This window comes from Streptomyces sp. HUAS TT11 (genome assembly GCF_051553595.1).
GTDB lineage: Bacteria > Actinomycetota > Actinomycetes > Streptomycetales > Streptomycetaceae > Streptomyces.
The window spans coordinates 2,751,859-2,774,348 of sequence record NZ_CP196184.1 but is presented as its reverse complement, the minus strand read 5'-3'; the positions used below and the strand labels follow the sequence as shown (position 1 = coordinate 2,774,348).

The following is a 22,490-nucleotide window of genomic DNA, read 5'->3' as shown; positions in this document are numbered from 1 at the left end:
ACGGAGTTGCTGACTGAGTGTGGCCGCCGCCGTGTAGAAGTGCGGTGTACGGGGAACCTTCTGATCTCCTGCTGCGTTTCTGCTACGTGCACAGTGACATCGCGGTGACAGGGTGTGGCGACGGGCGGGGTGCGGCTACGATGACCGGCACAAGGACGGGCGGCGCAAGGGAGTCGTCCCCTGGGGTGGTGCCGGGTGGCGTCACCCCGAGTCCTGAGGACAGGGGAGGCCCCAAGCCGGGGCGAGGAGGGCGGGCCATGGTGCAGAAGGCCAAGATCCTCCTGGTCGATGACCGGCCGGAGAATCTGCTGGCGCTGGAGGCCATTCTCTCCGCGCTCGATCAGACGCTGGTCAGGGCATCGTCCGGGGAGGAAGCGCTCAAGGCACTGCTGACGGACGACTTCGCGGTCATTCTGCTGGACGTCCAGATGCCGGGTATGGACGGTTTCGAGACCGCAGCGCACATCAAGCGCCGGGAGCGCACCAGGGATATCCCGATCATCTTCCTGACGGCCATCAACCACGGCCCGCACCACACCTTCCGCGGGTATGCGGCGGGAGCGGTGGACTACATCTCCAAGCCGTTCGATCCGTGGGTGCTGCGGGCCAAGGTCTCGGTGTTCGTCGAGCTCTACATGAAGAACTGCCAACTGCGCGAGCAGGCGGCCCTGCTGCGCCTCCAGCTGGAGGGCGGCGGCAAGTCCGCGGTCGGCGAGAGCAAGGAGCCCGCCGGACTCCTCGCCGAGCTCTCCGCACGGCTCGCGGCGGTCGAGGAGCAGGCCGAGGCGCTGTCCAAGCAGCTCGACGACGACGCGGCGGACGCGGCGGCGGTGGCGACCGCAGCCCATCTCGAACGCAAACTCACCGGTCTTCGCAGGGCGCTGGACGCCCTCGAGCCGGGCACGGGCAGCGGTGCGCCGTCGGTGCCGTCCCAGAGCTGACAAGCCGGTCCGCTCCGCGGGTCGGGGCTTTCCCCGCGGAGCGGCCCGGATGACCGTGTTTGACGGCCCTTTGAGCCCGCGTCAGTTTCACGCCTCACACGTAGCGACACGAACGGGTGAAGCAGTGGGCACGCGTGTCCCCTGTCGCCTCCACCGGTAACCTCACACTCATGGCCCCACGTCCCGCAGCCAAGAAGTCGCCCGCCAAGAAGGCGGCCGCTCCGAGGAAGGCTCCGGCGAAGCAGGCCCCCGCGAAGAAGGCCGTCGCGAAGAAGGCGCCCGCCCGCAAGGCACCGGCCAAGAAGCCGGCCCCGGCGCCCGCGCCGAACCCGACCGCGGGGGTCTACCGACTCGTACGCGCTCTCTGGCTGGGGCTCGCGCATGCCGTGGGAGCCACGTTCCGCGGCATAGGGCGGGGCGCGAAGGGGCTCGACCCTGCGCACCGCAAGGACGGCCTCGCGCTGCTGCTGTTCGCCCTGTCGATGGTCGTCGCCGCGGGGACCTGGGCCAGCCTGCGCGGTCCCGTCGGCGACCTCGTGGAGATCCTGGTGACCGGCGCGTTCGGCCGCCTCGACCTGCTCGTGCCGCTGCTGCTCGGCGGTATGGCCGTACGGCTGATCCTGCATCCGGAACGTCCGGAGGCCAACGGACGTATCGTCATCGGCCTGTCCGCCCTCGTCATCGGTGTGCTCGGCCAGGTGCACATCGCGTGCGGCGCGCCCGCGCGCAGCGACGGCATGCAGGCGATAAGGGACGCCGGCGGGCTCATCGGCTGGGGGGCGGCCACCCCGCTGTCGTACGCCATGGGGGACGCCCTCGCCGTACCGATCCTCGTCCTGCTCACGTTCTTCGGTCTGCTCGTCGTCACCGCCACGCCGGTGACCGCCATCCCCCAGCGGCTGCGGCTGCTCGGCGTGAAGCTCGGGATCCTGCACGACCCGCAGGACGACGCTGTCGCAGACGACGACCGGCGCTACGACGAACAGTGGCGCGAGGCGCTGCCGCGCTCACGGCGCAACGGATCCGCCGCCCCCGAGGCGTACGACCCGGACGGGGCCGAGCAGGAGGCGCTCTCCAAGCGCCGCAACCGCCCCCGCCGCCCCTCGGTGCAGCCGGCCATGGGCCGGGAGATGGACGCCGTCGACGTCGCCGCCGCGGCCGCCGCGGCCCTGGACGGCGCCGTCCTGCACGGCATGCCGCCGTCCCCGATCGTCGCCGACCTCACCCAGGGCGTGAGCGTGGGCGACCGGGCGGAGGCGACGCCGACGCCGGTGCCCGCCGCGCGCCCCCAGCAGGAGAAGCTCCCGACCGACTCCGTACCGGACCTGACCAAGGCCGCGCCGGAGGATTCGCGCGGGCTCCCGCCGCGGGCCGAGCAGCTCCAGCTCTCCGGCGACATCACCTACGCCCTGCCGTCCCTGGACCTCCTGGAGCGCGGCGGCCCCGGCAAGGCGCGCAGCGCCGCCAACGACGCCGTCGTCGCCTCGCTGACGAACGTCTTCACCGAGTTCAAGGTCGACGCGGCCGTCACCGGCTTCACCCGCGGCCCGACGGTCACCCGCTACGAGGTCGAACTGGGCCCCGCCGTGAAGGTCGAGCGGATCACCGCGCTCGCCAAGAACATCGCGTACGCCGTCGCCAGCCCCGATGTGCGGATCATCAGCCCGATCCCCGGCAAGTCCGCGGTGGGCATCGAGATCCCCAACACCGACCGCGAGATGGTCAATCTCGGCGATGTGCTGCGCCTCGCGGCGGCCGCCGAGGACGACCACCCGATGCTGGTCGCGCTCGGCAAGGACGTCGAGGGCGGCTACGTGATGGCCAACATCGCGAAGATGCCGCACGTGCTGGTCGCCGGTGCCACCGGTTCCGGCAAGTCCTCCTGCATCAACTGCCTGATCACCTCGATCATGATGCGGGCCACCCCGGAGGACGTACGCATGGTCCTGGTCGACCCCAAGCGGGTCGAGCTGACCGCCTACGAGGGCATTCCGCACCTGATCACACCGATCATCACCAACCCCAAGCGGGCCGCGGAGGCGCTCCAGTGGGTGGTGCGCGAGATGGACCTGCGCTACGACGACCTCGCGGCGTTCGGCTTCCGGCACATCGACGACTTCAACGCGGCCATCCGGGACGGCAAGGTCAAGGCGCCCGAGGGCAGTGAACGCGAACTTCAGCCCTATCCGTATCTGCTGGTCATCGTCGACGAGCTGGCCGACCTGATGATGGTCGCGCCGCGCGACGTCGAGGACGCGATCGTGCGGATCACCCAGCTCGCCCGGGCGGCCGGCATCCACCTCGTGCTCGCCACCCAGCGGCCGTCCGTGGACGTCGTGACCGGTCTGATCAAGGCGAACGTGCCCTCCCGGCTCGCCTTCGCCACCTCCTCCCTCGCCGACTCGCGGGTCATCCTCGACCAGCCCGGCGCCGAGAAGCTGATCGGCAAGGGCGACGGTCTCTTCCTGCCGATGGGGGCGAACAAGCCGACCCGTATGCAGGGCGCGTTCGTGACCGAGGACGAGGTAGCGGCGGTCGTCCAGCACTGCAAGGACCAGATGGCGCCCGTCTTCCGGGAGGACGTCACGGTCGGCACGAAGCAGAAGAAGGAGATCGACGAGGACATCGGCGACGACCTCGACCTGCTGTGCCAGGCGGCGGAACTGGTCGTCTCCACCCAGTTCGGCTCGACCTCGATGCTCCAGCGCAAGCTGCGCGTGGGCTTCGCCAAGGCGGGGCGGCTGATGGACCTCATGGAGTCGCGGAACATCGTCGGTCCCAGCGAGGGTTCCAAGGCGCGTGACGTTCTTGTGAAACCTGACGAACTGGACGGAGTGCTCGCCCTGATCCGTGGGGAGTCTCCTTCCTGAGGGATGTGTGCGGTTCCGGTCGGCGGTACGAGTGGGCCGATCGGGTGCGTCCGCCCGCGCCGGGCGACGCGCCCGGAAGCCCGACCGTGACCGACTCGTAAGTGATCCGTGAGCAACCGTTTCCCGCCCGCGTACGTCAAGTTGAGGGAGGGGACAGGTACATGTCCCACCATCAGGATGACCGGCCATTCTGATGGCGTACAAAGTCATACCGCCCGGTTGCCCCACCCTTTCGTTACCCCCCTAGACTGAACTTCCAGCACAGGTGGCTCAACGCTCGAAAGGCGCCCCCGTGTCCATCGGCAACTCCCCTGACGGCAACTCCCCCGAGGACGAGCGTCCGTTCGAAATCGATCGCGACGACGCCACGGCGTCGGAGCACATCTCGATCGGCCGAGCCCTGCAGCAGGCGCGTATCGCGGCCGGGCTGACCGTCGACGACATCAGCAATGCCACCCGTGTCCGTGCCCCCATCGTGCAGGCGATCGAACAGGACAACTTCGCCCCCTGCGGCGGCGCGGTGTACGCCAGGGGGCACATTCGCACGCTCGCGCAGGCGGTGCATCTCGACCCGGCACCGCTGCTGGAGCAGTTCGCCGCCGAGCACGGTGAACGTCGCACTCCCACCCCGGCCACCCCGCTCTTCGAGGCGGAGCGCATCCGCCCCGAGCGGCGCGGGCCCAACTGGACCGCTGCCATGGTCGCGGCGATCGTCGCCGTGATCGGCTTCGTCGGTTTCACCGTGGTCAAGGGCTCCGACGGCGGGGACGGCGGCAAGACGCAGGTCGCCGAGGGCTCCAAGCCGTCGACCAGCAAGTCCGCCTCGCCCACGGCCAAGACCAGCAAGCCGGCCGAGCAGAAGCCCGAACCGTCCGACAGTGCCATCGCGGCCGCACCGCGCGACAAGGTGACCGTCCAGGTGAGCGCCACCGACGGTCGCAGCTGGATCTCCGCCAAGGACCACAACGGCCGGACGATGTTCGACGGGCTGCTGGAGAAGGGCGACTCGCAGACCTTCCAGGACAAGGAGAAGATCGACCTGGTCCTCGGCGACGCGGGGGCCATAGAGCTGTACGTCAACGGCAAGAAGATCCAGGACGACTTCGAGCCCGGTCAGGTCGAGCGTCTGACCTATACGCAGGGCGACCCCGTCTCGGGCTGACGGACCCGCTCGGGCACCTGTGAGGTGCCCGAGCGGTACCGAACGGACAGGAACACACGGGGTTGGCCAAGATCGGCCAACCCCGTCGACGTGGGCCGTCAGCGGGACGAAGTAGTCTTGAGCCCATGCCTGAACGCCGTACCGTCGCACTTGTCACCCTTGGCTGCGCCCGTAACGAGGTGGACTCGGAGGAGCTCGCAGGCCGTTTGGAGGCGGACGGCTGGCAGCTCGTGGAGGACGCCGGGGCCGCCGACGTCGCGGTCGTGAACACCTGCGGCTTCGTCGAAGCCGCGAAGAAGGACTCCGTGGACGCCCTGCTGGAGGCCAACGACCTCAAGGGCCATGGGAGAACGCAGGCCGTCGTGGCGGTCGGCTGCATGGCCGAGCGGTACGGCAAGGAACTCGCCGAGGCCCTCCCGGAGGCCGACGGCGTCCTCGGCTTCGACGACTACGCGGACATCTCCGACCGCCTCCAGACCATCCTGAACGGCGGCATCCACGCGTCCCACACCCCCCGCGACCGGCGCAAGCTGCTGCCGATCAGCCCGGCCGAGCGCCAGGATTCCGCCGCGGCGGTCGCGCTGCCCGGTCACGGGCCCGTGGACCTCCCCGAAGGCCTCGCCCCGGCCTCGGGCCCCCGTGCGCCCCTGCGCCGCCGTCTGGACGGCTCCCCGGTCGCCTCGGTGAAGCTCGCCTCCGGCTGCGACCGGCGCTGCTCCTTCTGCGCCATCCCGTCCTTCCGCGGCTCCTTCATCTCACGCCGCCCGAGTGACGTGCTGAACGAAACGCGCTGGCTGGCCGAGCAGGGCGTGAAGGAGATCATGCTGGTCTCCGAGAACAACACCTCCTACGGCAAGGACCTGGGTGACATCCGTCTCCTGGAGTCCCTGCTGCCCGAGCTCGCGGACGTGGACGGCATCGAGCGTGTCCGCGTCAGCTACCTCCAGCCGGCGGAGATGCGGCCCGGCCTCATCGATGTGCTGACCTCGACCCCGAAGGTCGCGCCCTACTTCGACCTGTCCTTCCAGCACTCGGCGCCCGACGTACTGCGCGCCATGCGCCGCTTCGGCGACACCGACCGCTTCCTCGAGCTGCTGCACACCATCAGGAGCAAGGCCCCCGAGGCGGGCGTGCGGTCCAACTTCATCGTGGGCTTCCCCGGTGAGTCCGAGGCCGACTTCGCCGAACTCGAGCGCTTCCTGAGCGGTGCCCGGCTGGACGCCATCGGCGTCTTCGGCTACTCCGACGAGGAGGGCACCGAGGCCGCGACCTACGACAACAAGCTCGACGAGGACGTCGTGGCCGAGCGGCTGGCCCACATCTCCCGGCTGGCCGAGGAACTGGTGTCCCAGCGCGCCGAGGAGCGCGTCGGTGAGACCGTGCACGTGCTTGTCGAGTCCGTGGACGACGAGGACGGCGCCTACGGCCGCGCCGCGCACCAGGCGCCCGAGACGGACGGCCAGGTGCTGTTCACCGGGCGCGAGGGCCTCCGGGTCGGCCGTATGGTCGAGGCGAAGGTGGTCGGTACGGAGGGTGTCGATCTGGTGGCCGAGCCGCTCGCGGGTTCGCTCGGTCCTGAGGAGGCGGGCAGATGACGGGGATCCCGGCATCCGCGGCGGGCGGCTCCTCTGCCGCGCGTGGAGCATCCGGGCCGGGAGGCTCGGGACCGCCCGGCCTGACCGGCGCAAGGGCGGCCAAAGGCGCGTCCGGCCACCAGGCGCCCAGGACCGACGCGGACACCTCCGGCGACCAGGAGGGCGCACGCCAGGCGCGGGGCGGCAAGCTGACGGCCGCGGCGGTCAACCAGGCCAGCGTCTGGAACGTCGCCAATCTGCTGACGATGCTCCGGCTGCTCCTCGTGCCGGGTTTCGTCGCGCTGATGCTGGCGGACGGCGGTTACGACCCGGCCTGGCGCTCGCTCGCCTGGGCGGCCTTCGCGATCGCCATGATCACCGACCTCTTCGACGGGCATCTGGCCCGCACGTACAACCTCGTCACGGACTTCGGGAAGATCGCCGACCCGATCGCCGACAAGGCGATCATGGGTGCGGCGCTGATCTGCCTGTCCGGGCTCGGGGACCTGCCGTGGTGGGTGACGGTGGTGATCCTGGGGCGTGAGCTCGGCATCACACTGCTCCGCTTCCTCGTGATCCGCTACGGAGTCATCCCCGCGAGCCGCGGCGGCAAGCTGAAGACGCTCACGCAGGGAGTGGCCGTCGGCATGTATGTGCTGGCGCTCACAGGGTGGCTCGCCACGCTGCGGTACTGGGTGATGGCCGCCGCGGTCGTCCTGACCGTCGTCACCGGACTCGACTATGTGAGACAGGCCATCGTCCTGCGCAGGCGCGGGATCGCCGAGCGACGGGCGGCGCCCGAGGAGGCCCAGGGGTGAACCACCCGGCCGCCGAGATCGTGCGACTACTGACAGTGAGAGGCGAGACGCTCGCCGTCGCCGAGTCGCTGACCGGTGGCCTGGTGGCCGCGGAGATCACGGCGGTGGCCGGGGCCTCCCGCGCCCTCCGGGGTTCCGTGACCGCCTATGCCACGGATCTGAAGCGGGACGTCCTCGGGGTCGACGCCACCCTTCTGGAGGCACGCGGTGCGGTGGATCCGCAGGTCGCGGCGCAGATGGCGGCCGGTGTGCGCAAGGTGCTCGGTGCCGACTGGGGGATTGCGACGACCGGTGTGGCCGGGCCCGACCCCCAGGACGGGCAGCCGGTCGGCACGGTCTTCGTGGCGGTGCACGGGCCTCTCGAAGAGGTTTCCGACGAACTCGGTGGCGGCAAAGTGGTCTCGCTGCGGTTGAACGGCGACCGTGCGGAAATCCGTATGGAGAGTGTACGGAGCGTGCTCGCACTGCTCCTCAGGGAGCTTGCGGGCGAACAGACTGGGAATGAGCGGGCACAGGATACGGAACAGAACGGGGGGACTTGATGTTTGCAGCCCTGAGTGAACACAACAGCGCTCCCCGCACGGCCGCGGCGCGAGGCGGTACGGTGGGGCGTGAAGGATGCGGTTTCGCGGTCCGAGGAGGGAGCCACCGATGATTCTGCTCCGTCGCCTGCTGGGTGACGTGCTGCGTCGGCAGCGCCAGCGCCAGGGCCGTACTCTGCGCGAAGTCTCCTCGTCCGCCCGAGTTTCGCTCGGCTATCTCTCCGAGGTGGAGCGGGGGCAGAAGGAGGCGTCCTCCGAGCTGCTCTCCGCGATCTGCGACGCGCTGGACGTACGGATGTCCGAGCTCATGCGGGAAGTGAGCGACGAGCTCGCGCTCGCCGAGCTGGCACAGTCGGCAGCGGCACCCGAACCGGTGCCCGCACCGGTACGTCGTCCCATGCTCAACTCGGTGTCCGTCACCGGTGTCCCACCGGAACGGGTCACGATCAAGGCACCTGCCGAGGCAGTGGACGTGGTCGCCGCCTGATACTCACTCGCGTGGGTGGGTGAGGCGGCAACGTGTGAAAGAGCCCTGGTCAGGGCTTCTCCGGGCGACCGGAGAAGCCGGGCCGGGGCTCTCGCGCGTTCGGGCGCCGTCGCCCGGCGCGTTCCTCCGGCGAGGGGCGCGCGTGACGGTTCCGTGCATCGGCCGCCCGTGTGAGGGCCCTGCGCCATCCGGCCCCGTTTGCCGCGCCCGGACGGTGCGGCCATGGTGGAAGGGCGGGGGCTCGGGGTCACACGAACGCATGCGGAGGATGCCGATGTACGTCGTGAAGAGCCCGCTGTCCGACACGGACCTCAAAATCGTCTCGGAGGCGCTGCAGGGAGCCCTGGTCGACCTGGTCGACCTCTCCCTCGTGGCGAAGCAGGTGCACTGGAACGTGATCGGACCGCGCTTCCGCTCCATCCACCTGCAACTCGACGAGGTCGTGGACAGCGCACGCCGGCACTCCGACACGGTCGCGGAACGGTCCTCGGCCCTGGGGGTCCCGCCCGACGGGCGGGCCCCGACGGTCGCCCAGGGAAGTGGCATCGGCTCTGTGCCCCAGGGCTGGGTCAAGGACACGGACGCGGTGGGCACGCTGGTGGCCGCCCTCGGGGCGGTGATCGGAGCCATGCGCGAGCGGGTGGTCGCCACCGCCGAGGCGGACCCGGTGAGCCAGGACATACTCCTGGGGATCACCGCGGACCTCGAGAAGCACCACTGGATGTTCCAGGCGGAGAACGGGTGAACGCGGGGCACCGTGGTGCTCCGCACACCGGTGGGGCCGGTGGTGGGGGAGAGCGTGCGCGGGGTGCGCCCCGTGCGGAAGACGCCGGGGGCATGCGCTGGTGCCGGTGCGCCTGTGTGCCGCTGGTGCGCCCTCCTCAGCCGAGACAGGCCGGTCTAAGGTCTGGTTCCTCGGGTTGGAGGTGACGGCCATGGCGAGGCCCACGGCGCGCTGGGGGGCTGCGCTGGCGTTGGGCGCGCTGTGGTGGTGGGGAGTGCTCCGACTCGTGCTGGCACCCGATGCGGGGGTGCTGGAGGGGGCGGTCGCGACCGGGGGATGGGGACTGAGCCTGCTGCCGGTGCACTGTGTGCCGAAGTCCCGGGCCGAGGGGGCGGCCGGGTCGGACCAGTGGGCACGGTCCTGGCGTCGGTGGCGTACCGCACGGGGGCGCGGGAGGGGTGCGCAGTCCCGCTGAGAGGGTGGGGCGCGGACGGGACCGGTGGGATCGTGCCCGGGGGTGTTCAGGGGACCCCCGGAGGGGTCGGCTGCCGACCCGGCCGCGCCGCACCGCCCACGCGGGGGTCACCAGGGCATCGCGACGCCGCCGTTCGGTCTTAGGATCTGGCCCGTGGTGAACGATGCGGCGTCGGAGGCCAGATACAGGACCGCGTGGGCGACGTCCTCCGGTTCCCCGACCCGGCCGAGGGGCGACAGGCGCGTCATGAACGCCTCCGTCTGCGCCCGTCCGTCCCTGTGACGGGCGGTCATCGGCGTACGGATCCACCCGGGCGCCACCGCGTTGACCCGGATGCCGTGCCGCCCGACCTCGGCCGCGAGCGTCTTGGTCATCTGCACCACGGCGGCCTTCGCCACGCCGTAGCAGAGCAGCCCGGGACCGCCGGTGTCGACGGCGCTCGATGCCATCGTGACGATGCTGCCGCGGGTGCCGTCCGCGATCATGCGGAGTGCGGCCTCCTGGCAGGCGTGCAGCACTCCCTTGAAGTTGACGGCCAGGACCCGGTCGAGGTCCTCGTCCCGCGTCTCCAGCACGGGACTGCTGTGCATGATGCCGGCGACGGCCGCCATGGTGTCGAGGCGCTCGCAGGATGCGACCGCGCGCCTCAGGTGCGCACGGTCGGTCACGTCGAGGTGGTGGGTGTGCGCCGCGCCCCCTCGGTCCTTGATCAGGGTCGCGGTCTCGTGCAGGCCCGGTGCGTCCCGGTCCGCACAGTGCACGGTGGCGCCCGCCTCCGCCAGCAGCACGGCCGAGGCGCGGCCGATGCCGCCGGCGGCGCCGGTGACGAATGCGGTGCGTTCGCTGAGGTCGTACGCCGTGACGGGCATGACAGCGACGGTACGAGCATTTCTGACGGGTCGTCAATTAGTTGTGTGGGGCGGGGTGCTGTGACGGCCGGCAGGTCCGTGCGACAGGGACGGAGCCGGGCCGCGCTGGCAGACCGGACACCAGTAGGTGGGACGGTCGCGGGAGCCGTCGCCCTGGTCGGCCACCCGGACCGGAGTGCCGCAGCGGGCGCAGGGGCGGGGGGCGCGGCCGTACACGAAGAGGTTCTGCTCGCGCCGCCCCGTGGTGTTGCGTGCGGGGCGGTCGCGGTTGGCCTCCAGAAGCCGCTTGGCGAGATCGGGGAGGCGGGACGCGTACTCGGCCGGGAGATCACCGACGGCGAGCCACGGGGTCACCCGGAGCAGGAAGCACAGCTCGCTCTTGTAGACATTGCCGATCCCGGCCAGGTTGCGCTGGTCGAGCAGGGCCTCACCGAGCGGGCGAGCGGGGTCGCCCAGCAGGTTCTCCAGCGCCCTCTCGGGGTCCCAGTCGGGGCCGAGGAGATCGGGACCCAGATGGCCCACCGCGCGGTGCTCGTCCGCGGTGCGCAGCAGTTCGAGGACGGGCAGCCGGTAGCCGACGGCCGTGCGGTCGCCGGTGCCGAGGATCGCCCGGATCTGATGGGCGGGGCCGCCGCTCCAGCGCTGCCCGGGTGCGTACACCTTCCACGTGCCGTCCATCCTCAGATGCGAGTGCAGTGTGAGGCCGCCCTCGACCCGGGTCAGGAGGTGCTTGCCGCGTGCGGTGACGTCCAGGACGGTACGGCCGGTCAGGTCGGCGGTGGCGTATCTGGGCACGCGGAGGTCGGAACGGGTCAGCACCTTTCCCGCGAGCGCACCGTGCAGACGCTTCGCGGCTTGGTGGACGGTGTCGCCTTCGGGCATGGGTCAAGGGTGACACGCCGGGGACATGGGGCGGAGGGTGCCCGGGCGGTCCCCCGTCGCTCTGCCGCGGCCTCCGCGCCGACGCCTCACGCCCGGATCCGCAGTCCTCTCGGCGTCGCGATGAAGCCGACTCCCTCCAGCACCACACCGAACGGGGACGAAAGGGCGGCGGCACCGTTGACGCGTTCCACCGTGACCGTGCCGAGCGAGCCCGCCTTCGCTGCCGCGCCCAGGGCCTCGGCGGCGGCGCGCACGCGGGGGTCCTCCGTCGCCTTGGCCTCCGGCTCGGACGGCCACACCAGGAGGGTCTTGCCGCCCCGCTCCATGTACAGCGCCAGCTCACCGTCGACGAGCACCACCAGGGAACCCGCCTTGCGCCCCGGCTTGTGTCCCGCGCCGTCCGGTGGCTCCGGCCACGACAGTGCCGCTCCGTAGGCGTTCGCCGGGTCGGCGGCCGCCAGGACCACGGTCCGGGCCCGGGCCGTGGGGCGGCCGCGCTGCGGCGGAAGACCCGGCCCGTAGGGCGCGTAGGGAGCGTGAGGGCCGGGGCCCGCGGCCGAGGGCCCGGAGCCCGAGCGGGGGCCGCCGAAGCCCGGGGCGGACAACGGGTCCCGGCCGATCGCGTCCGGGTCGAAGACATCGCCGAACGGGTCGTCCAGGCCGTCCGTGCCGGGGCCGTCGGGATCCGGAGCACCGGCGGGATCGAAGCCGTACGGATGCGCGGTCGTCCCGGGGAAGCCGTCGGCGAAGCCGTCCACGGCGGGGGACGCCCCGGGAGCGCCGGGCAACGGCTCACCCCGCTCGCGTGCGTTCGCCACGGCGCGCAGCCGGTCCACCGCGCCGTCCATCGCGAACTGCGCCGCACCGAGCCCCTCGACCACATAACCGCGCCGGGCCTGACCGCTCTCCTCGAAGGCGGACAGGACGCGGTACACGGCCGAGAAGCCGCCCTCCACGCCCTCCGCCGCCACCGCGCCGCGGGTCACCACGCCGTGCCGGTCCAGCAACGTCCGGGCCAGGGCGTGGGCACGGACGGTGGCGTCCGCCTCGCGGGCGGGCAGTAGCGACCAGCGGCCCGCCACGGTCGGAGGGCCGGTGCGGGACTGGGGTCGGGCGGCGGCCGTCAGCGAGCCGTACCGTCCGCGTGGCACCGTGCGCTTGGCGCGGTGGGCCGTGGAGCCCGCGGTGCGGCCCGAGCCGAGCAACGAGCGCATCGGCGCGAGCGTGTCGTTCGTGAGCCGTCCCGACCAGGCCAGGTCCCAGATCACGTCGGCCAGTTGAGGATCCGTGGCGTCCGGGTGCGTCGTGGCGCGGACCTGGTCGGCGATCTGACGGAAGAACAGGCCGTAACCGCCGGAGAGGGCATCGAGGACCGACTGGTGGAGCGCCGTCAGCTCCAGAGGGTGCGGGGGCGGCAGCAGCAGGGGCGCGGCATCCGCCAGATACAGCGAGACCCAGCCGTCCTTGCCGGGCAGTGCGCCCGCGCCTGCCCACACCACCTCGCCGGCGGCCGTGAGCTCGTCCAGCATCGCGGGCGTGTAGTTCGCGACCCGGGACGGCAGGACGATCTTCTCCAGGGCGGACGCGGGAACGGATGCGCCCTGCACCTGTTCGATCGCGCGCACCAGTCCGTCGACGCCGCGCAGCCCGTGTCCGCTGCCCATGTGCTGCCACTGCGGCAGGAACTGCGCGAGCGCGGCCGGGGACACGGGCTCCAACTCGTGCCGCAACGCAGCCAGGGAGCGGCGCCGCAGTCTGCGCAGCACCGTCGCGTCGCACCACTCCTGGCCGATCCCCGCCGGGTGGAACTCTCCCTGGACGATCCGCCCGGACGCCGCCAGCCGCTGCAGTGCGCCCTCGGTCACGGCCACCCCGAGGCCGAACCGCGTGGCAGCCGTGGCCGAGGTGAAGGGCCCGTGGGTGCGGGCATAGCGCGCGAGGAGGTCACCGAGGGGATCCTTGACCGGCTCCGTGAAGGCTTCCGGGACTCCCACCGGCAGCGCCGTGCCCAGAGCGTCGCGCAACCTGCCCGCGTCCTCGACGGCCGCCCAGTGATCGGCGCCGGCGATCCGGACCCTGATGGCACGGCGGGCGGCGGCCAGATCCTCGGCCCAGTGCGCGTCGGCGCCGCGCTCCACCAGCTCCGCCCCGGTGAGCGGGCCCAGCAGCCGCAGCACGTCCGCCACCGACTCGACGTCCTTGACGCGCCGGTCCTCGGTGAGCCACTGCAGCTCGCGCTCCAGCTCGGTCAGCACCTCCGCGTCGAGCAGCTCGCGCAGCTCCGCCTGGCCCAGCAGCTCGGCCAGCAGCCGGGAGTCCAGCGACAGCGCGGCGGCCCGGCGCTCGGCGAGCGGGGAGTCCCCCTCGTAGAGGAACTGTGCGACGTATCCGAACAGCAGTGAGCGGGCGAACGGGGACGGTTCGGGGGTGGTGACCTCGACGAGCCGCACCTTGCGGGACTCGATGTCGCCCATCAGCTCGACCAGCCCCGGCACGTCGAAGACGTCCTGGAGGCATTCGCGGACCGCTTCCAGGACGATCGGGAACGAACCGAACTCGCTCGCCACCTGAAGCAGTTGGGCCGCGCGCTGGCGCTGCTGCCACAGCGGCGTGCGCCGGCCCGGGTTGCGGCGGGGCAGCAGCAGCGCGCGGGCCGCGCACTCCCGGAACCGGGAGGCGAACAGCGCCGAGCCGCCCACCTGGTCGGTGACGACCTGGTCGACCTCGCCCTTGTCGAAGGCCACGTCCGCCGCCCCGACGGGGGCCTGCTCGGCGTCGTACTCCGTGCCGGCCTTCATCGGCTGCTGGTCGAGCAGGTCCAGGCCCATCAGATCGGCGTCCGGCAGACGCAGCACGATGCCGTCGTCGGCGTGCATGACCTGGGCGTCCATGCCGTAGCGCTCGGAGAGCCGGGCACCCAGCGCGAGCGCCCAGGGCGCGTGGACCTGGGCGCCGAACGGCGAGTGCACCACGACCCGCCAGTCGCCCAGCTCGTCACGGAACCGCTCGACGACGATCGTGCGGTCGTCCGGGATGTGGCCGCAGGCCTCGCGCTGCTCGTCCAGGTAGCCCAGCACATTGTCCGCGGCCCAGGCGTCGAGGCCCGCGGACACCAGCCGCAGCCGCGCGTCCTCCTTCGGCAGCGAGCCCACCTCGCGCAGAAACGCGCCCACCGCTCGGCCCAGCTCCAGCGGCCGGCCGAGCTGGTCGCCCTTCCAGAACGGCAGCCGGCCGGGGACACCGGGAGCGGGGGAGACGAGGACCCGGTCGCGGGTGATGTCCTCGATCCGCCAGGAGCTGGTGCCCAGCGTGAACACGTCCCCGACCCGGGACTCGTACACCATCTCCTCGTCCAGCTCGCCGACCCGTCCGCCGCCCTTCTTCGGGTCGGCCCCGGCCAGGAAGACCCCGAAGAGGCCGCGGTCCGGGATCGTGCCGCCCGAGGTGACGGCGAGGCGCTGGGCGCCGGGGCGGCCGGTGATCGTGCCGGCGACCCGGTCCCACACCACCCGCGGCCGCAGCTCCGCGAAGGCGTCGGAGGGATAGCGGCCCGCGAGCATGTCCAGCACCGCCGTGAACGCCGACTCGGGCAGCGAGGCGAAGGGGGCCGCCCGCCGGACCGTCGCAAGGAGGTCGTCGAACTGCCAGGTGTCGAGGGAGGTCATGGCGACGAGCTGCTGCGCGAGCACGTCCAGCGGGTTCGCCGGGACCCTCAGCGACTCGATGGAGCCGGACCGCATCCGCTCGGTCACCACGGCGGCCTGGACGAGGTCGCCGCGGTACTTGGGGAAGACCACGCCGGTGGACACGGCGCCGACCTGGTGTCCCGCGCGGCCCACGCGCTGCAGACCGGAGGCCACCGACGGCGGTGACTCGACCTGGACGACCAGATCCACCGCACCCATGTCGATGCCCAGCTCGAGGCTGGAGGTGGCGACGACGGCGGGCAGCCGGCCCGCCTTCAGGTCCTCCTCGACGAGGGCCCGCTGCTCCTTGGAGACCGAGCCGTGGTGGGCGCGCGCGAGCACCGGGGGCGCGCCCTGGGCCGCACCCGAGCCGCCCATCAGCTGCGCGGGCGCGTGGTGCTCCTCCAGCGTCTCCCCGGTCGCCCTCTCGTACGCGATCTCGTTGAGCCTGTTGCACAGCCGCTCGGCGAGACGGCGGGAGTTGGCGAACACGATCGTGGAGCGATGGGCCTGGACGAGGTCCGCGATCCGTTCCTCGACGTGCGGCCAGATGGAGGGGCGCTCCTTGCCCTCGCCGCCGTCGCTGACGGGGGAGCCGCCCAGCTCGCCCAGGTCCTCGACGGGAACGACGACCGACAGGTCGAACTCCTTGCCGGACGCGGGCTGGACGATCTCCACTCTGCGGCGGGGGGAGAGGAAACGGGCCACCTCGTCCACCGGGCGCACGGTGGCGGACAGGCCGATGCGGCGGGCGGGCCGGGGCAGCAGCTCGTCGAGCCGCTCCAGCGAGAGCGCCAGATGCGCACCGCGCTTGGTGCCCGCCACGGCGTGCACCTCGTCCAGAATCACCGTCTCCACGCCGGTCAGCGCGTCGCGTGCGGCGGACGTCAGCATCAGGAAGAGCGACTCGGGGGTGGTGATCAGGATGTCCGGCGGGCGTGTGGCCAGCGCCCGGCGGTCGGCGGCCGGGGTGTCGCCCGAGCGGATCCCCACCTTCACCTCCGGCTCGGGCAGGCCGAGCCGCACCGACTCCTGGCGGATCCCCGTGAGCGGACTGCGCAGATTCCGCTCCACGTCGACCGCGAGGGCCTTCAGCGGGGACACGTACAGCACGCGGCAGCGCTTCCTGGGGTCGGCGGGCGGCGGCGTGGACGCCAGCTGGTCGAGCGCGGCGAGGAACGCGGCCAGCGTCTTGCCGGAGCCGGTCGGGGCGACCACCAGCACGTCCGAACCCTCGCCGATGGCGCGCCACGCCCCGGCCTGGGCCGCGGTGGGCGCGGAGAACGCCCCCGTGAACCAGGCGCGGGTCGCGGGGGAGAAGCCGTCGAGGGCCGGATGCGCGGGACTGGGCATGCGTCCATCCTGCACCCGTCCGCTGACAACTACTCCGACCTGCGCAAACGTCGGGCTGGAGGAGTGCGTTCCGGTCCGGTCCGCAGCGGGCGTGCCGCAGAATGGGGCCATGGCGGGTTCCGGAGAGAGGGCGCGGCACTGGCAGTACGACGAGCTGCCCGGTGTCGACCTGCTGCGAGCCCGCTACATCCGCAAGAGCTTCGTACGGCACACCCACGAGCACTTCGTGATCGCGGCCATCGCCGACGGAGTCGAGGTCTTCCACCACGGCGGCTCCGACCAGTACGCGGGCCCGGGTGCCCTCGCACTCGTCAACCCCGACACCGCGCACACGGGCCGGGCCGGCGGCCCCGAGGGCTGGCGGTACGGGGCCGTCTACCCCTTGCCGGGGCTGGTGGCGGAGATCGCCGCAGAGACCACGGTCATCCGCGGAACCCCCGGTTTCGCCAGTCCTGTGCTCGAGGACCCCTACGCGGTCGGTCTGGTCCACGAGGTGCTCAGGGCCGCCGACGAGGGCAACGCGCTCGCCGCCGACACACTGCTGCGGGTCGCCGTGACCCGGCTGCTGCGCCTCAACGGCGGGTCGATGCCGCAGCGGACCCCGCGCGGTGCGGGTGCCCGGGCGGCGGCACGCGCGCGTGCGGTGCTCGAGGAGCGGATGACCGAGCCCCCGACCCTGGAGCGGCTGGCGGCCGACCTCGGCACCAGCCCCTTCGCGCTGTTGCGCGCCTTCCGCGACACCTACGGCATGCCGCCGCACACCTGGCTGACCGACGCCCGGGTCCGCCGGGCCCGCCGCCTTCTGGACTCCGGCGTCGCCCCCGCCGCAGCGGCCGTCGCCGTCGGATTCACCGACCAGCCGCACCTCAACCGCCACTTCACCCGGATCGTGGGGGTGCCGCCAGGGTCGTACCAGCGCGAGCGCAGGCGCGACGGCCAACGGCCCCCGGGGCGCAAGAACGTACAAGACGTCCTGCTCGGACCGGCCGTACCGTCCGCGGTGTGGCAGAACAAACCGCACGCGCGGACATACACAGCCAAGAAGGTGGAAAACCGGACGCCGCCGTCGTCCGTGACGCCCTCGGAGTCGGGGTCGCCGTAGGACTGTCCGGCTTCGCCTTCGGAGTGACCTCGGCCGGCAGCGGCCTCTCGCTGCTGCAGACCTGTGCGCTCAGCCTCCTGGTGTTCACCGGCGCCTCGCAGTTCGCCCTGGTGGGTGCCCTCGCGGCCGGCGGCAACCCGTTCACGGCGGCCGCGGGCGCCTTCTTCCTGGGGGTGCGGAACGCGTTCTACGGGCTGCGTCTGTCGCAGTTGCTGGCCCTGCCGCGCGCCGTGCGCCCGCTGGCCGCCCAATGGGTCATCGACGAGACCACCGCCGTGGCCCTCGCCCAGCCGACGCGGCGGAGCGTGCGGATCGGTTTCACCGTCACCGGGCTCACCCTCTACGTGCTCTGGAACCTGACCACGCTCCTGGGGGCCGTCGGCGCACGTGCCATCGGGGACACCGACGCATGGGGTCTGGACGCCGCCGGGCCCGCCGTGTTCCTGGCGCTGCTCGCGCCGATGCTGAAGACCACCACCGAGCGTGCCGTGGCCGGTGCCGCCGTGGTCCTGGGGCTCGGTCTGCTGCCGGTGCTGCCCGCCGGTGTGCCGGTCCTGGTGGCGGCGCTGGCGACCCCGGCCGTCCTCTGGGCGGAGGGGCGCCGCCGCGGGGCGGGACCCGCGACCCGGGCCGCCGACGACACACCGCACGGACAGGGGGAGGACCGTTGAACGTCTGGATCGCGATCGGTGTCACCGCGGTCGGCTGCTACGCCGTCAAGCTCACCGGCCTTCTCGTGCCGGCGGGCTTCCTGGAGAAGCCGCTCGTGCGGCGGCTGGCGGCGCTGCTGCCCGTGGCCCTGCTGGCCGCCCTCACGGCCCAGCAGACCTTCGCCGACGGCCGTTCCCTGGTGCTGGACGCCCGGGCCGCGGGGCTTGCAGCCGCCGCCGTGGCCCTGCTGCTGCGCGCCCCCTTCCTGCTCGTCGTCGCCGCGGCCGTCGTGGTGACGGCGGGAGTGCGGGCGATGGCGGGCTGAACGGGCGGCCGGGGCGGCACGCACCTGGAGTACGGGACCTCAAGGGGGCGCGCGTGCCAAGGCCGCGCGCCGTCAGTCGATGGGCCGCCCGTACGCCCGCAGGGTGCGCAGGGCCTCGACGGTCACCATGGGGCGGCACTCCAGAGCGGTACCCGGGGCCCAGGCGCGCCACCGGATCGGCCAGCCGCCGTCCGCCTGCTGCTCGGCGGCGAGGAGGTCGAGCGCGCGGGCCATCTCCTCGTCGGTGAACCAGGCCCGCGCCAGGGAGTCGGGGGTGCGCGCGAAGTCGTGGGGGAAGTGGTGCTCGCCCGGCGCGTACCCGGACGCGACCGGGTAGGCGTCGAGGCGGGCCGGGTCCAGCACCGCGAGCCGCTGCGCCCGCACCAGGCGGCCCAGCCGGTCGGCCGCCGCCTGCGCGCGCAGGCGGTCGGGCGCCGAGTCCAGGAAGGCCACGGCCGCCTCGATCTCGTAGGGATGGGACTTCTCCAGGGACTCGACCGCCTGCCAGCAGAAGTCGGTGGCCCGGAACAGCCACGCATGCCACACCTCGTTGCGGTGCAGCAGGCCCACCACGGGAGCGGTGGCCAGGAGGTCGCTCGCCGGATCGTCGACGATCGGCAGGAAGGGCGCCGCCGGATAGCCCCGTTGGCCGGGGTGGATCGCCGGCAGGGCGCCGTCCGGGGTCGCCACCGTGGTCAGATAGCGGCACACCCGCTCCGCACGCTGCCCGCCGCAGCGCCCGATCGAGTCGAGGACGCGCAGCGCGTGCGCGGTGTGCAGGGGCTGGCTGACCGGTCCGCGCAGATCGGGTTCGAGGCCGTGACCGTAGCCCTCGTCCTCGTTGCGGTAGGCGGTCAGCGCGGTCTCCACCGGGTCGGCGCCGCCGCCCAGGAAGTGGTACTCGAAGCGCCGCTGCTCCAGTACGCGAGCGGTGAGCCAGACGAAGTGCTCGGCGCGGGACAGCGGTGAGCGCGCCGAGGGCGTCGTGGGGAGTGGGGATGCTCCGGTTACGGCCATGGCTCAGACCGTAGGGCGCAAAGCGGCCCCGGCAGGCGGTCACCGGCCGGGCCCACTCTCAGGGGCTGGATACTGAGTGCATGCGGTTGACGGTCTTCTGGCAGCGGATGGCGGATCACTTCGGTGAGACGTACGCCGACACCTTCGCGCGCGATCACGTCATGTCGGAGCTCGGGGGGCGCACGGTGCATCAGGCACTGGACGCCGGGTGGGAGGCCAGGGACGTGTGGCGCGCGGTGTGCGCGGCTGCGGAAATTCCCCACGAGAAGCGCTGAAAGGGCACGACGATCCGTAGCGATTCCCCGTTCGACGGCGGAGTGGGCGAGACTTGCCCCGTGCCACCCACAGACGAGACCGCGCAGGTCCCTCAGCAGGATTCACCGCTCGGCACGACTCCGCCCCGCCCCCCGGCGGGGGACGGAGCCGCGCCGAGCGGCCGCATGCCGCGCTGGCTGCCGCGCGCCATGGTGCTGGCGCTCGCCCTCATCGCCGCGTTCCAGCTCGGCAGCTGGGCGTTCCACCAGGTCACCGGCCTGCTGATCAACATTCTGATCGCCTTCTTCCTGGCGCTCGCCATAGAGCCCGCGGTGAGCTGGATGGCCGCGCACGGCATGCGCCGGGGGCTGGCCACCTTCCTCGTTTTCCTCGCGCTGGCGATCGCGGTGGCCGGGTTCGTCACCCTGCTCGGTTCGATTCTCGCGGGCCAGATCATCAAGATGGTCGAGGGCTTCCCGGGCTACCTCGACTCGGTCATCAACTGGATCAACTCCACCTTCCACAGCGACCTCCGACGTGTGGACGTGCAGGACAGCCTGGTCCACTCCGACTGGCTCAGGAAGTACGTCCAGAACAGCGCAACCGGTGTCCTGGACGTCTCCGCGCAGGTGCTGGGCGGTCTCTTCCAGCTGCTGACGATCACACTGTTCTCGTTCTACTTCGCCGCCGACGGACCGCGGCTGCGGCGCGCCCTGTGCTCCGTGCTGCCGCCCGCCCGGCAGGCCGAGGTGCTGCGTGCGTGGGAGATCGCCGTCGACAAGACGGGCGGCTACCTCTACTCACGCGGCCTGATGGCGCTGATCTCGGGAATCGCGCACTACGTCCTACTGGAGGCGCTGGGGATCCCGTACGCGCCCGTGCTCGCCGTCTGGGTCGGCCTGGTCTCGCAGTTCATCCCCACCATCGGCACGTATCTCGCCGGGGCCCTGCCGATGCTGATCGCCTTCACCGTGGATCCCTGGTACGCGCTGTGGGTGCTGATCTTCGTGGTGGTCTACCAGCAGTTCGAGAACTACATGCTGCAGCCCAAGCTGACCGCCAGGTCCGTGGACATCCATCCCGCGGTCGCCTTCGGGTCGGTCATCGCGGGCACCGCCCTCCTCGGTGCCGTCGGCGCCCTGATCTCCATCCCCGCGGTCGCCACGCTGCAGGCGTTCCTCGGTGCGTACGTGAAGCGGTACACCGTCACGGACGATCCCCGGGTCCAGGGACACCGGACGCCACGGGCCTCGACCGGTCTCACCGCGCGGGTGAGGCAGCTGCTGCGCGGCTGACGGCGCGAGGTCGTCGCCCGGCGGGGATCACCAGGTGAGCCCCGCCCGGACCCCCGCCACGAGCACGGCGGCTGTATAGGCACCGACCGCCGCGTACAGGAACCGCTGCCTGGTGACCTCGCTCCAGGAGGTGCGCGAGAGCAGCAGCACCAGGGCGGGCAGCACCAGCACGGCGTGCAGACTCACCCCGTGCAGCGGCTTGAGCGGCGCCGTGGAGTCGTATGCCGCCTGCTGATGTCCGGTGCGGGACAGCGCCACGCCGCGCGCGATCATCGCTGCGCCGGAGAGCAGTGCGACCATCAGGATCGCGAACCCGGAGCGCAGTGCGAGCGCCATGCCCGGGGGGCCGCCGGGACGGCGCAGGAACGCCGCGGCGGCGAACGCCGAGAGGACGACGACCAGGACGCCGCCGCCGACCGCGAGCGTCATCGCGACCGCGGTGTCGAAGGGTGTCCCGGTGTTGAGGTGGGACGGCACGCGGCGCCACGCCTGGAGGGTGATCCCGGCGACCTCCACGACGCAGTCGGCGGCGAACACCAGCAGCAGGGCGGCGCGCCGCCGCGCGCCGATGCGCAGGTACGACGTCACCCAGGTGACCGCGATCAGCGTCAGACCGAAGGACAGTCCGAACGTGACGGGCTTGCGCCAGGAGACGGGTCCGTACCAGGGGCCGCCGTCGACGAGGAACACCACCAGATGCACCGGGCCGGACAGGCACAGGAGGACGCCGGTCGCGACGCACAGACGCTCGGCCCGGCTCGTGCCGGACACCCCGTACGGCATGAGCGAGCGCCACTCCGGTGCGAGGGATGCCGCCATCAGACCCGGGCCCCCTTCGCGAGGAGTGCCGCGCCCCCGGCGAGGGCGGGGCCGGGGCGGGCGATGCGCTCCGCGACGGTGGAGACGACGGGCAGGCCGGCTTCCGAGGGGAGACGGCCGCCGGTGTCCCGGGCCCCGGCCGCGCCCACCTCGACGCGCGGACCGGCGGTGGGGGCGGGTCCGGCCGTCGGACGGCTCGCGACCCGGGCGGGCGGGCCGGCCGCCACGAGCGGGATGGCAAGGCCGGCGGGCACGATCGGACGGCCGGTGCCGCCGGCGCCCCGGCCCCGAGCCGACGCGGCGGGCGGGGGCGGGGCGGTCGGTGCCGCGGTCGCGGCGGCGGGACGGGCGCTCCCGCGGCCGTGCGGGGGAATCCTGTCGTTCTCCATGCGCCAAGCCTGGCGAGGGCGGCCCGGCCGGTCGTCCGCCGGCCGGAGGCACCCGCCGTACGCCGTGGGGAGTACCGCGGAACCCGGGTCGCCGTCGGACCCCGAACGTAGTCTCGGTGGTGCCGGGTTGTGCGCTTGACACGAAATTCGAACATCCATTCTTATGGAGGCTCCGGCGGGGTTCTCGACGGGGATTCCGGCATGGATTCACGGAGAAGTGCCCGAGTTATCCACAGGCCGGACGGGCGTCGGGG

The 22,490-nt window shown here is 72.3% G+C and carries 20 protein-coding genes; 14 read left to right on the top strand and 6 right to left on the bottom strand.

Annotated elements, in window-relative coordinates; all coding sequences use genetic code 11:
• The first annotated feature begins 257 nt into the window (after positions 1-257).
• The 9 genes from ACSHXN_RS12425 to ACSHXN_RS12385 all read left to right on the top strand — a co-directional run bounded on the left by ACSHXN_RS12425 (position 258) and on the right by ACSHXN_RS12385 (position 9,593).
• Positions 258-941, top strand: coding sequence for a response regulator (locus ACSHXN_RS12425; RefSeq protein WP_355129740.1), 684 nt, complete (start codon positions 258-260; stop codon positions 939-941).
• 170 nt (positions 942-1,111) lie between these two features.
• Entirely contained in the window at positions 1,112-3,811 is a 2,700-nt protein-coding gene (locus tag ACSHXN_RS12420) for a DNA translocase FtsK (protein ID WP_355129739.1), read from the top strand.
• A gap of 292 nt (positions 3,812-4,103) precedes the next feature.
• On the top strand, positions 4,104-4,973 hold the full coding sequence (locus ACSHXN_RS12415; protein WP_355129737.1) for a helix-turn-helix domain-containing protein: 870 nt from the start codon (positions 4,104-4,106) through the stop codon (positions 4,971-4,973).
• Between the two features lie 125 nt (positions 4,974-5,098).
• Positions 5,099-6,568 carry a 30S ribosomal protein S12 methylthiotransferase RimO gene (gene rimO, locus ACSHXN_RS12410; RefSeq protein WP_355129735.1) on the top strand — a complete coding sequence of 490 codons (1,470 nt, stop codon included), beginning with the start codon at positions 5,099-5,101 and terminating at the stop codon, positions 6,566-6,568.
• Complete coding sequence (gene pgsA / locus ACSHXN_RS12405) at positions 6,565-7,365, top strand: CDP-diacylglycerol--glycerol-3-phosphate 3-phosphatidyltransferase (protein WP_355801857.1); 801 nt, start codon at positions 6,565-6,567, stop codon at positions 7,363-7,365. Before rimO ends, pgsA begins: the two co-directional genes overlap by 4 nt.
• Positions 7,362-7,907, top strand: coding sequence for a CinA family protein (locus ACSHXN_RS12400; RefSeq protein ID WP_355129731.1), 546 nt, complete (start codon positions 7,362-7,364; stop codon positions 7,905-7,907). The genes pgsA and ACSHXN_RS12400 overlap by 4 nt, the downstream gene beginning before the upstream one ends.
• 109 nt (positions 7,908-8,016) lie before the next feature.
• A complete protein-coding gene (locus ACSHXN_RS12395) occupies positions 8,017-8,394 on the top strand; it encodes a helix-turn-helix domain-containing protein (protein ID WP_355129729.1) in 378 nt (125 codons plus the stop codon).
• A 274-nt stretch (positions 8,395-8,668) separates the two neighbouring features.
• Positions 8,669-9,139: a Dps family protein gene (locus ACSHXN_RS12390; RefSeq protein WP_355129727.1), complete on the top strand. Its 471-nt coding sequence runs from the start codon at positions 8,669-8,671 to the stop codon at positions 9,137-9,139.
• A 190-nt stretch (positions 9,140-9,329) separates the two neighbouring features.
• On the top strand, positions 9,330-9,593 hold the full coding sequence (locus ACSHXN_RS12385) for a hypothetical protein (RefSeq protein ID WP_355129726.1): 264 nt from the start codon (positions 9,330-9,332) through the stop codon (positions 9,591-9,593).
• Positions 9,594-9,700: 107 nt separating this feature from the next.
• On the opposite strand, the gene ACSHXN_RS12380 is transcribed toward ACSHXN_RS12385, so the two are convergent.
• The 3 genes from ACSHXN_RS12380 to ACSHXN_RS12370 all read right to left on the bottom strand — a co-directional run bounded on the left by ACSHXN_RS12380 (position 9,701) and on the right by ACSHXN_RS12370 (position 16,383).
• Complete coding sequence (locus ACSHXN_RS12380; protein ID WP_355129724.1) at positions 9,701-10,462, bottom strand: SDR family NAD(P)-dependent oxidoreductase; 762 nt, start codon at positions 10,460-10,462, stop codon at positions 9,701-9,703.
• Between the two features lie 33 nt (positions 10,463-10,495).
• Positions 10,496-11,344, bottom strand: coding sequence for a DNA-formamidopyrimidine glycosylase family protein (locus ACSHXN_RS12375; protein ID WP_355129722.1), 849 nt, complete (start codon positions 11,342-11,344; stop codon positions 10,496-10,498).
• Between the two features lie 86 nt (positions 11,345-11,430).
• Entirely contained in the window at positions 11,431-16,383 is a 4,953-nt protein-coding gene (locus tag ACSHXN_RS12370; protein WP_356296872.1) for an ATP-dependent helicase, read from the bottom strand.
• Positions 16,384-16,492: 109 nt separating this feature from the next.
• Here ACSHXN_RS12370 and ACSHXN_RS12365 point away from each other — a divergent pair, with 109 nt between their 5' ends.
• Genes ACSHXN_RS12365 through ACSHXN_RS12355 form a run of 3 tightly spaced genes read left to right on the top strand, consistent with a single transcriptional unit; the run spans position 16,493 to position 18,461 of the window.
• Positions 16,493-17,485 (top strand): AraC family transcriptional regulator, encoded by a 993-nt coding sequence (locus ACSHXN_RS12365; protein WP_438303102.1) that lies wholly within the window; start codon positions 16,493-16,495, stop codon positions 17,483-17,485.
• A complete protein-coding gene (locus ACSHXN_RS12360; protein ID WP_438303101.1) occupies positions 17,386-18,156 on the top strand; it encodes an AzlC family ABC transporter permease in 771 nt (256 codons plus the stop codon). The genes ACSHXN_RS12365 and ACSHXN_RS12360 overlap by 100 nt, the downstream gene beginning before the upstream one ends.
• Positions 18,153-18,461 carry an AzlD domain-containing protein gene (locus ACSHXN_RS12355; RefSeq protein WP_355129714.1) on the top strand — a complete coding sequence of 103 codons (309 nt, stop codon included), beginning with the start codon at positions 18,153-18,155 and terminating at the stop codon, positions 18,459-18,461. The genes ACSHXN_RS12360 and ACSHXN_RS12355 overlap by 4 nt, the downstream gene beginning before the upstream one ends.
• A gap of 72 nt (positions 18,462-18,533) precedes the next feature.
• On the opposite strand, the gene ACSHXN_RS12350 is transcribed toward ACSHXN_RS12355, so the two are convergent.
• Positions 18,534-19,478: a hypothetical protein gene (locus ACSHXN_RS12350; RefSeq protein ID WP_355129712.1), complete on the bottom strand. Its 945-nt coding sequence runs from the start codon at positions 19,476-19,478 to the stop codon at positions 18,534-18,536.
• Between the two features lie 80 nt (positions 19,479-19,558).
• On the opposite strand from ACSHXN_RS12350, the gene ACSHXN_RS12345 reads away from it, so the two are divergent.
• The gene (locus tag ACSHXN_RS12345) at positions 19,559-19,753 is read left to right on the top strand and encodes a DUF3046 domain-containing protein (protein ID WP_355129710.1); all 195 of its coding nucleotides are present in this window, start codon (positions 19,559-19,561) and stop codon (positions 19,751-19,753) included.
• Between the two features lie 60 nt (positions 19,754-19,813).
• Positions 19,814-21,028 (top strand): AI-2E family transporter, encoded by a 1,215-nt coding sequence (locus ACSHXN_RS12340; protein ID WP_355129708.1) that lies wholly within the window; start codon positions 19,814-19,816, stop codon positions 21,026-21,028.
• 27 nt (positions 21,029-21,055) lie between these two features.
• On the opposite strand, the gene ACSHXN_RS12335 is transcribed toward ACSHXN_RS12340, so the two are convergent.
• Complete coding sequence (locus tag ACSHXN_RS12335) at positions 21,056-21,811, bottom strand: hypothetical protein (RefSeq protein WP_438306452.1); 756 nt, start codon at positions 21,809-21,811, stop codon at positions 21,056-21,058.
• 35 nt (positions 21,812-21,846) lie between these two features.
• Positions 21,847-22,236 (bottom strand): hypothetical protein, encoded by a 390-nt coding sequence (locus ACSHXN_RS12330; RefSeq protein WP_355129706.1) that lies wholly within the window; start codon positions 22,234-22,236, stop codon positions 21,847-21,849.
• Positions 22,237-22,490: the final 254 nt, after the last annotated feature.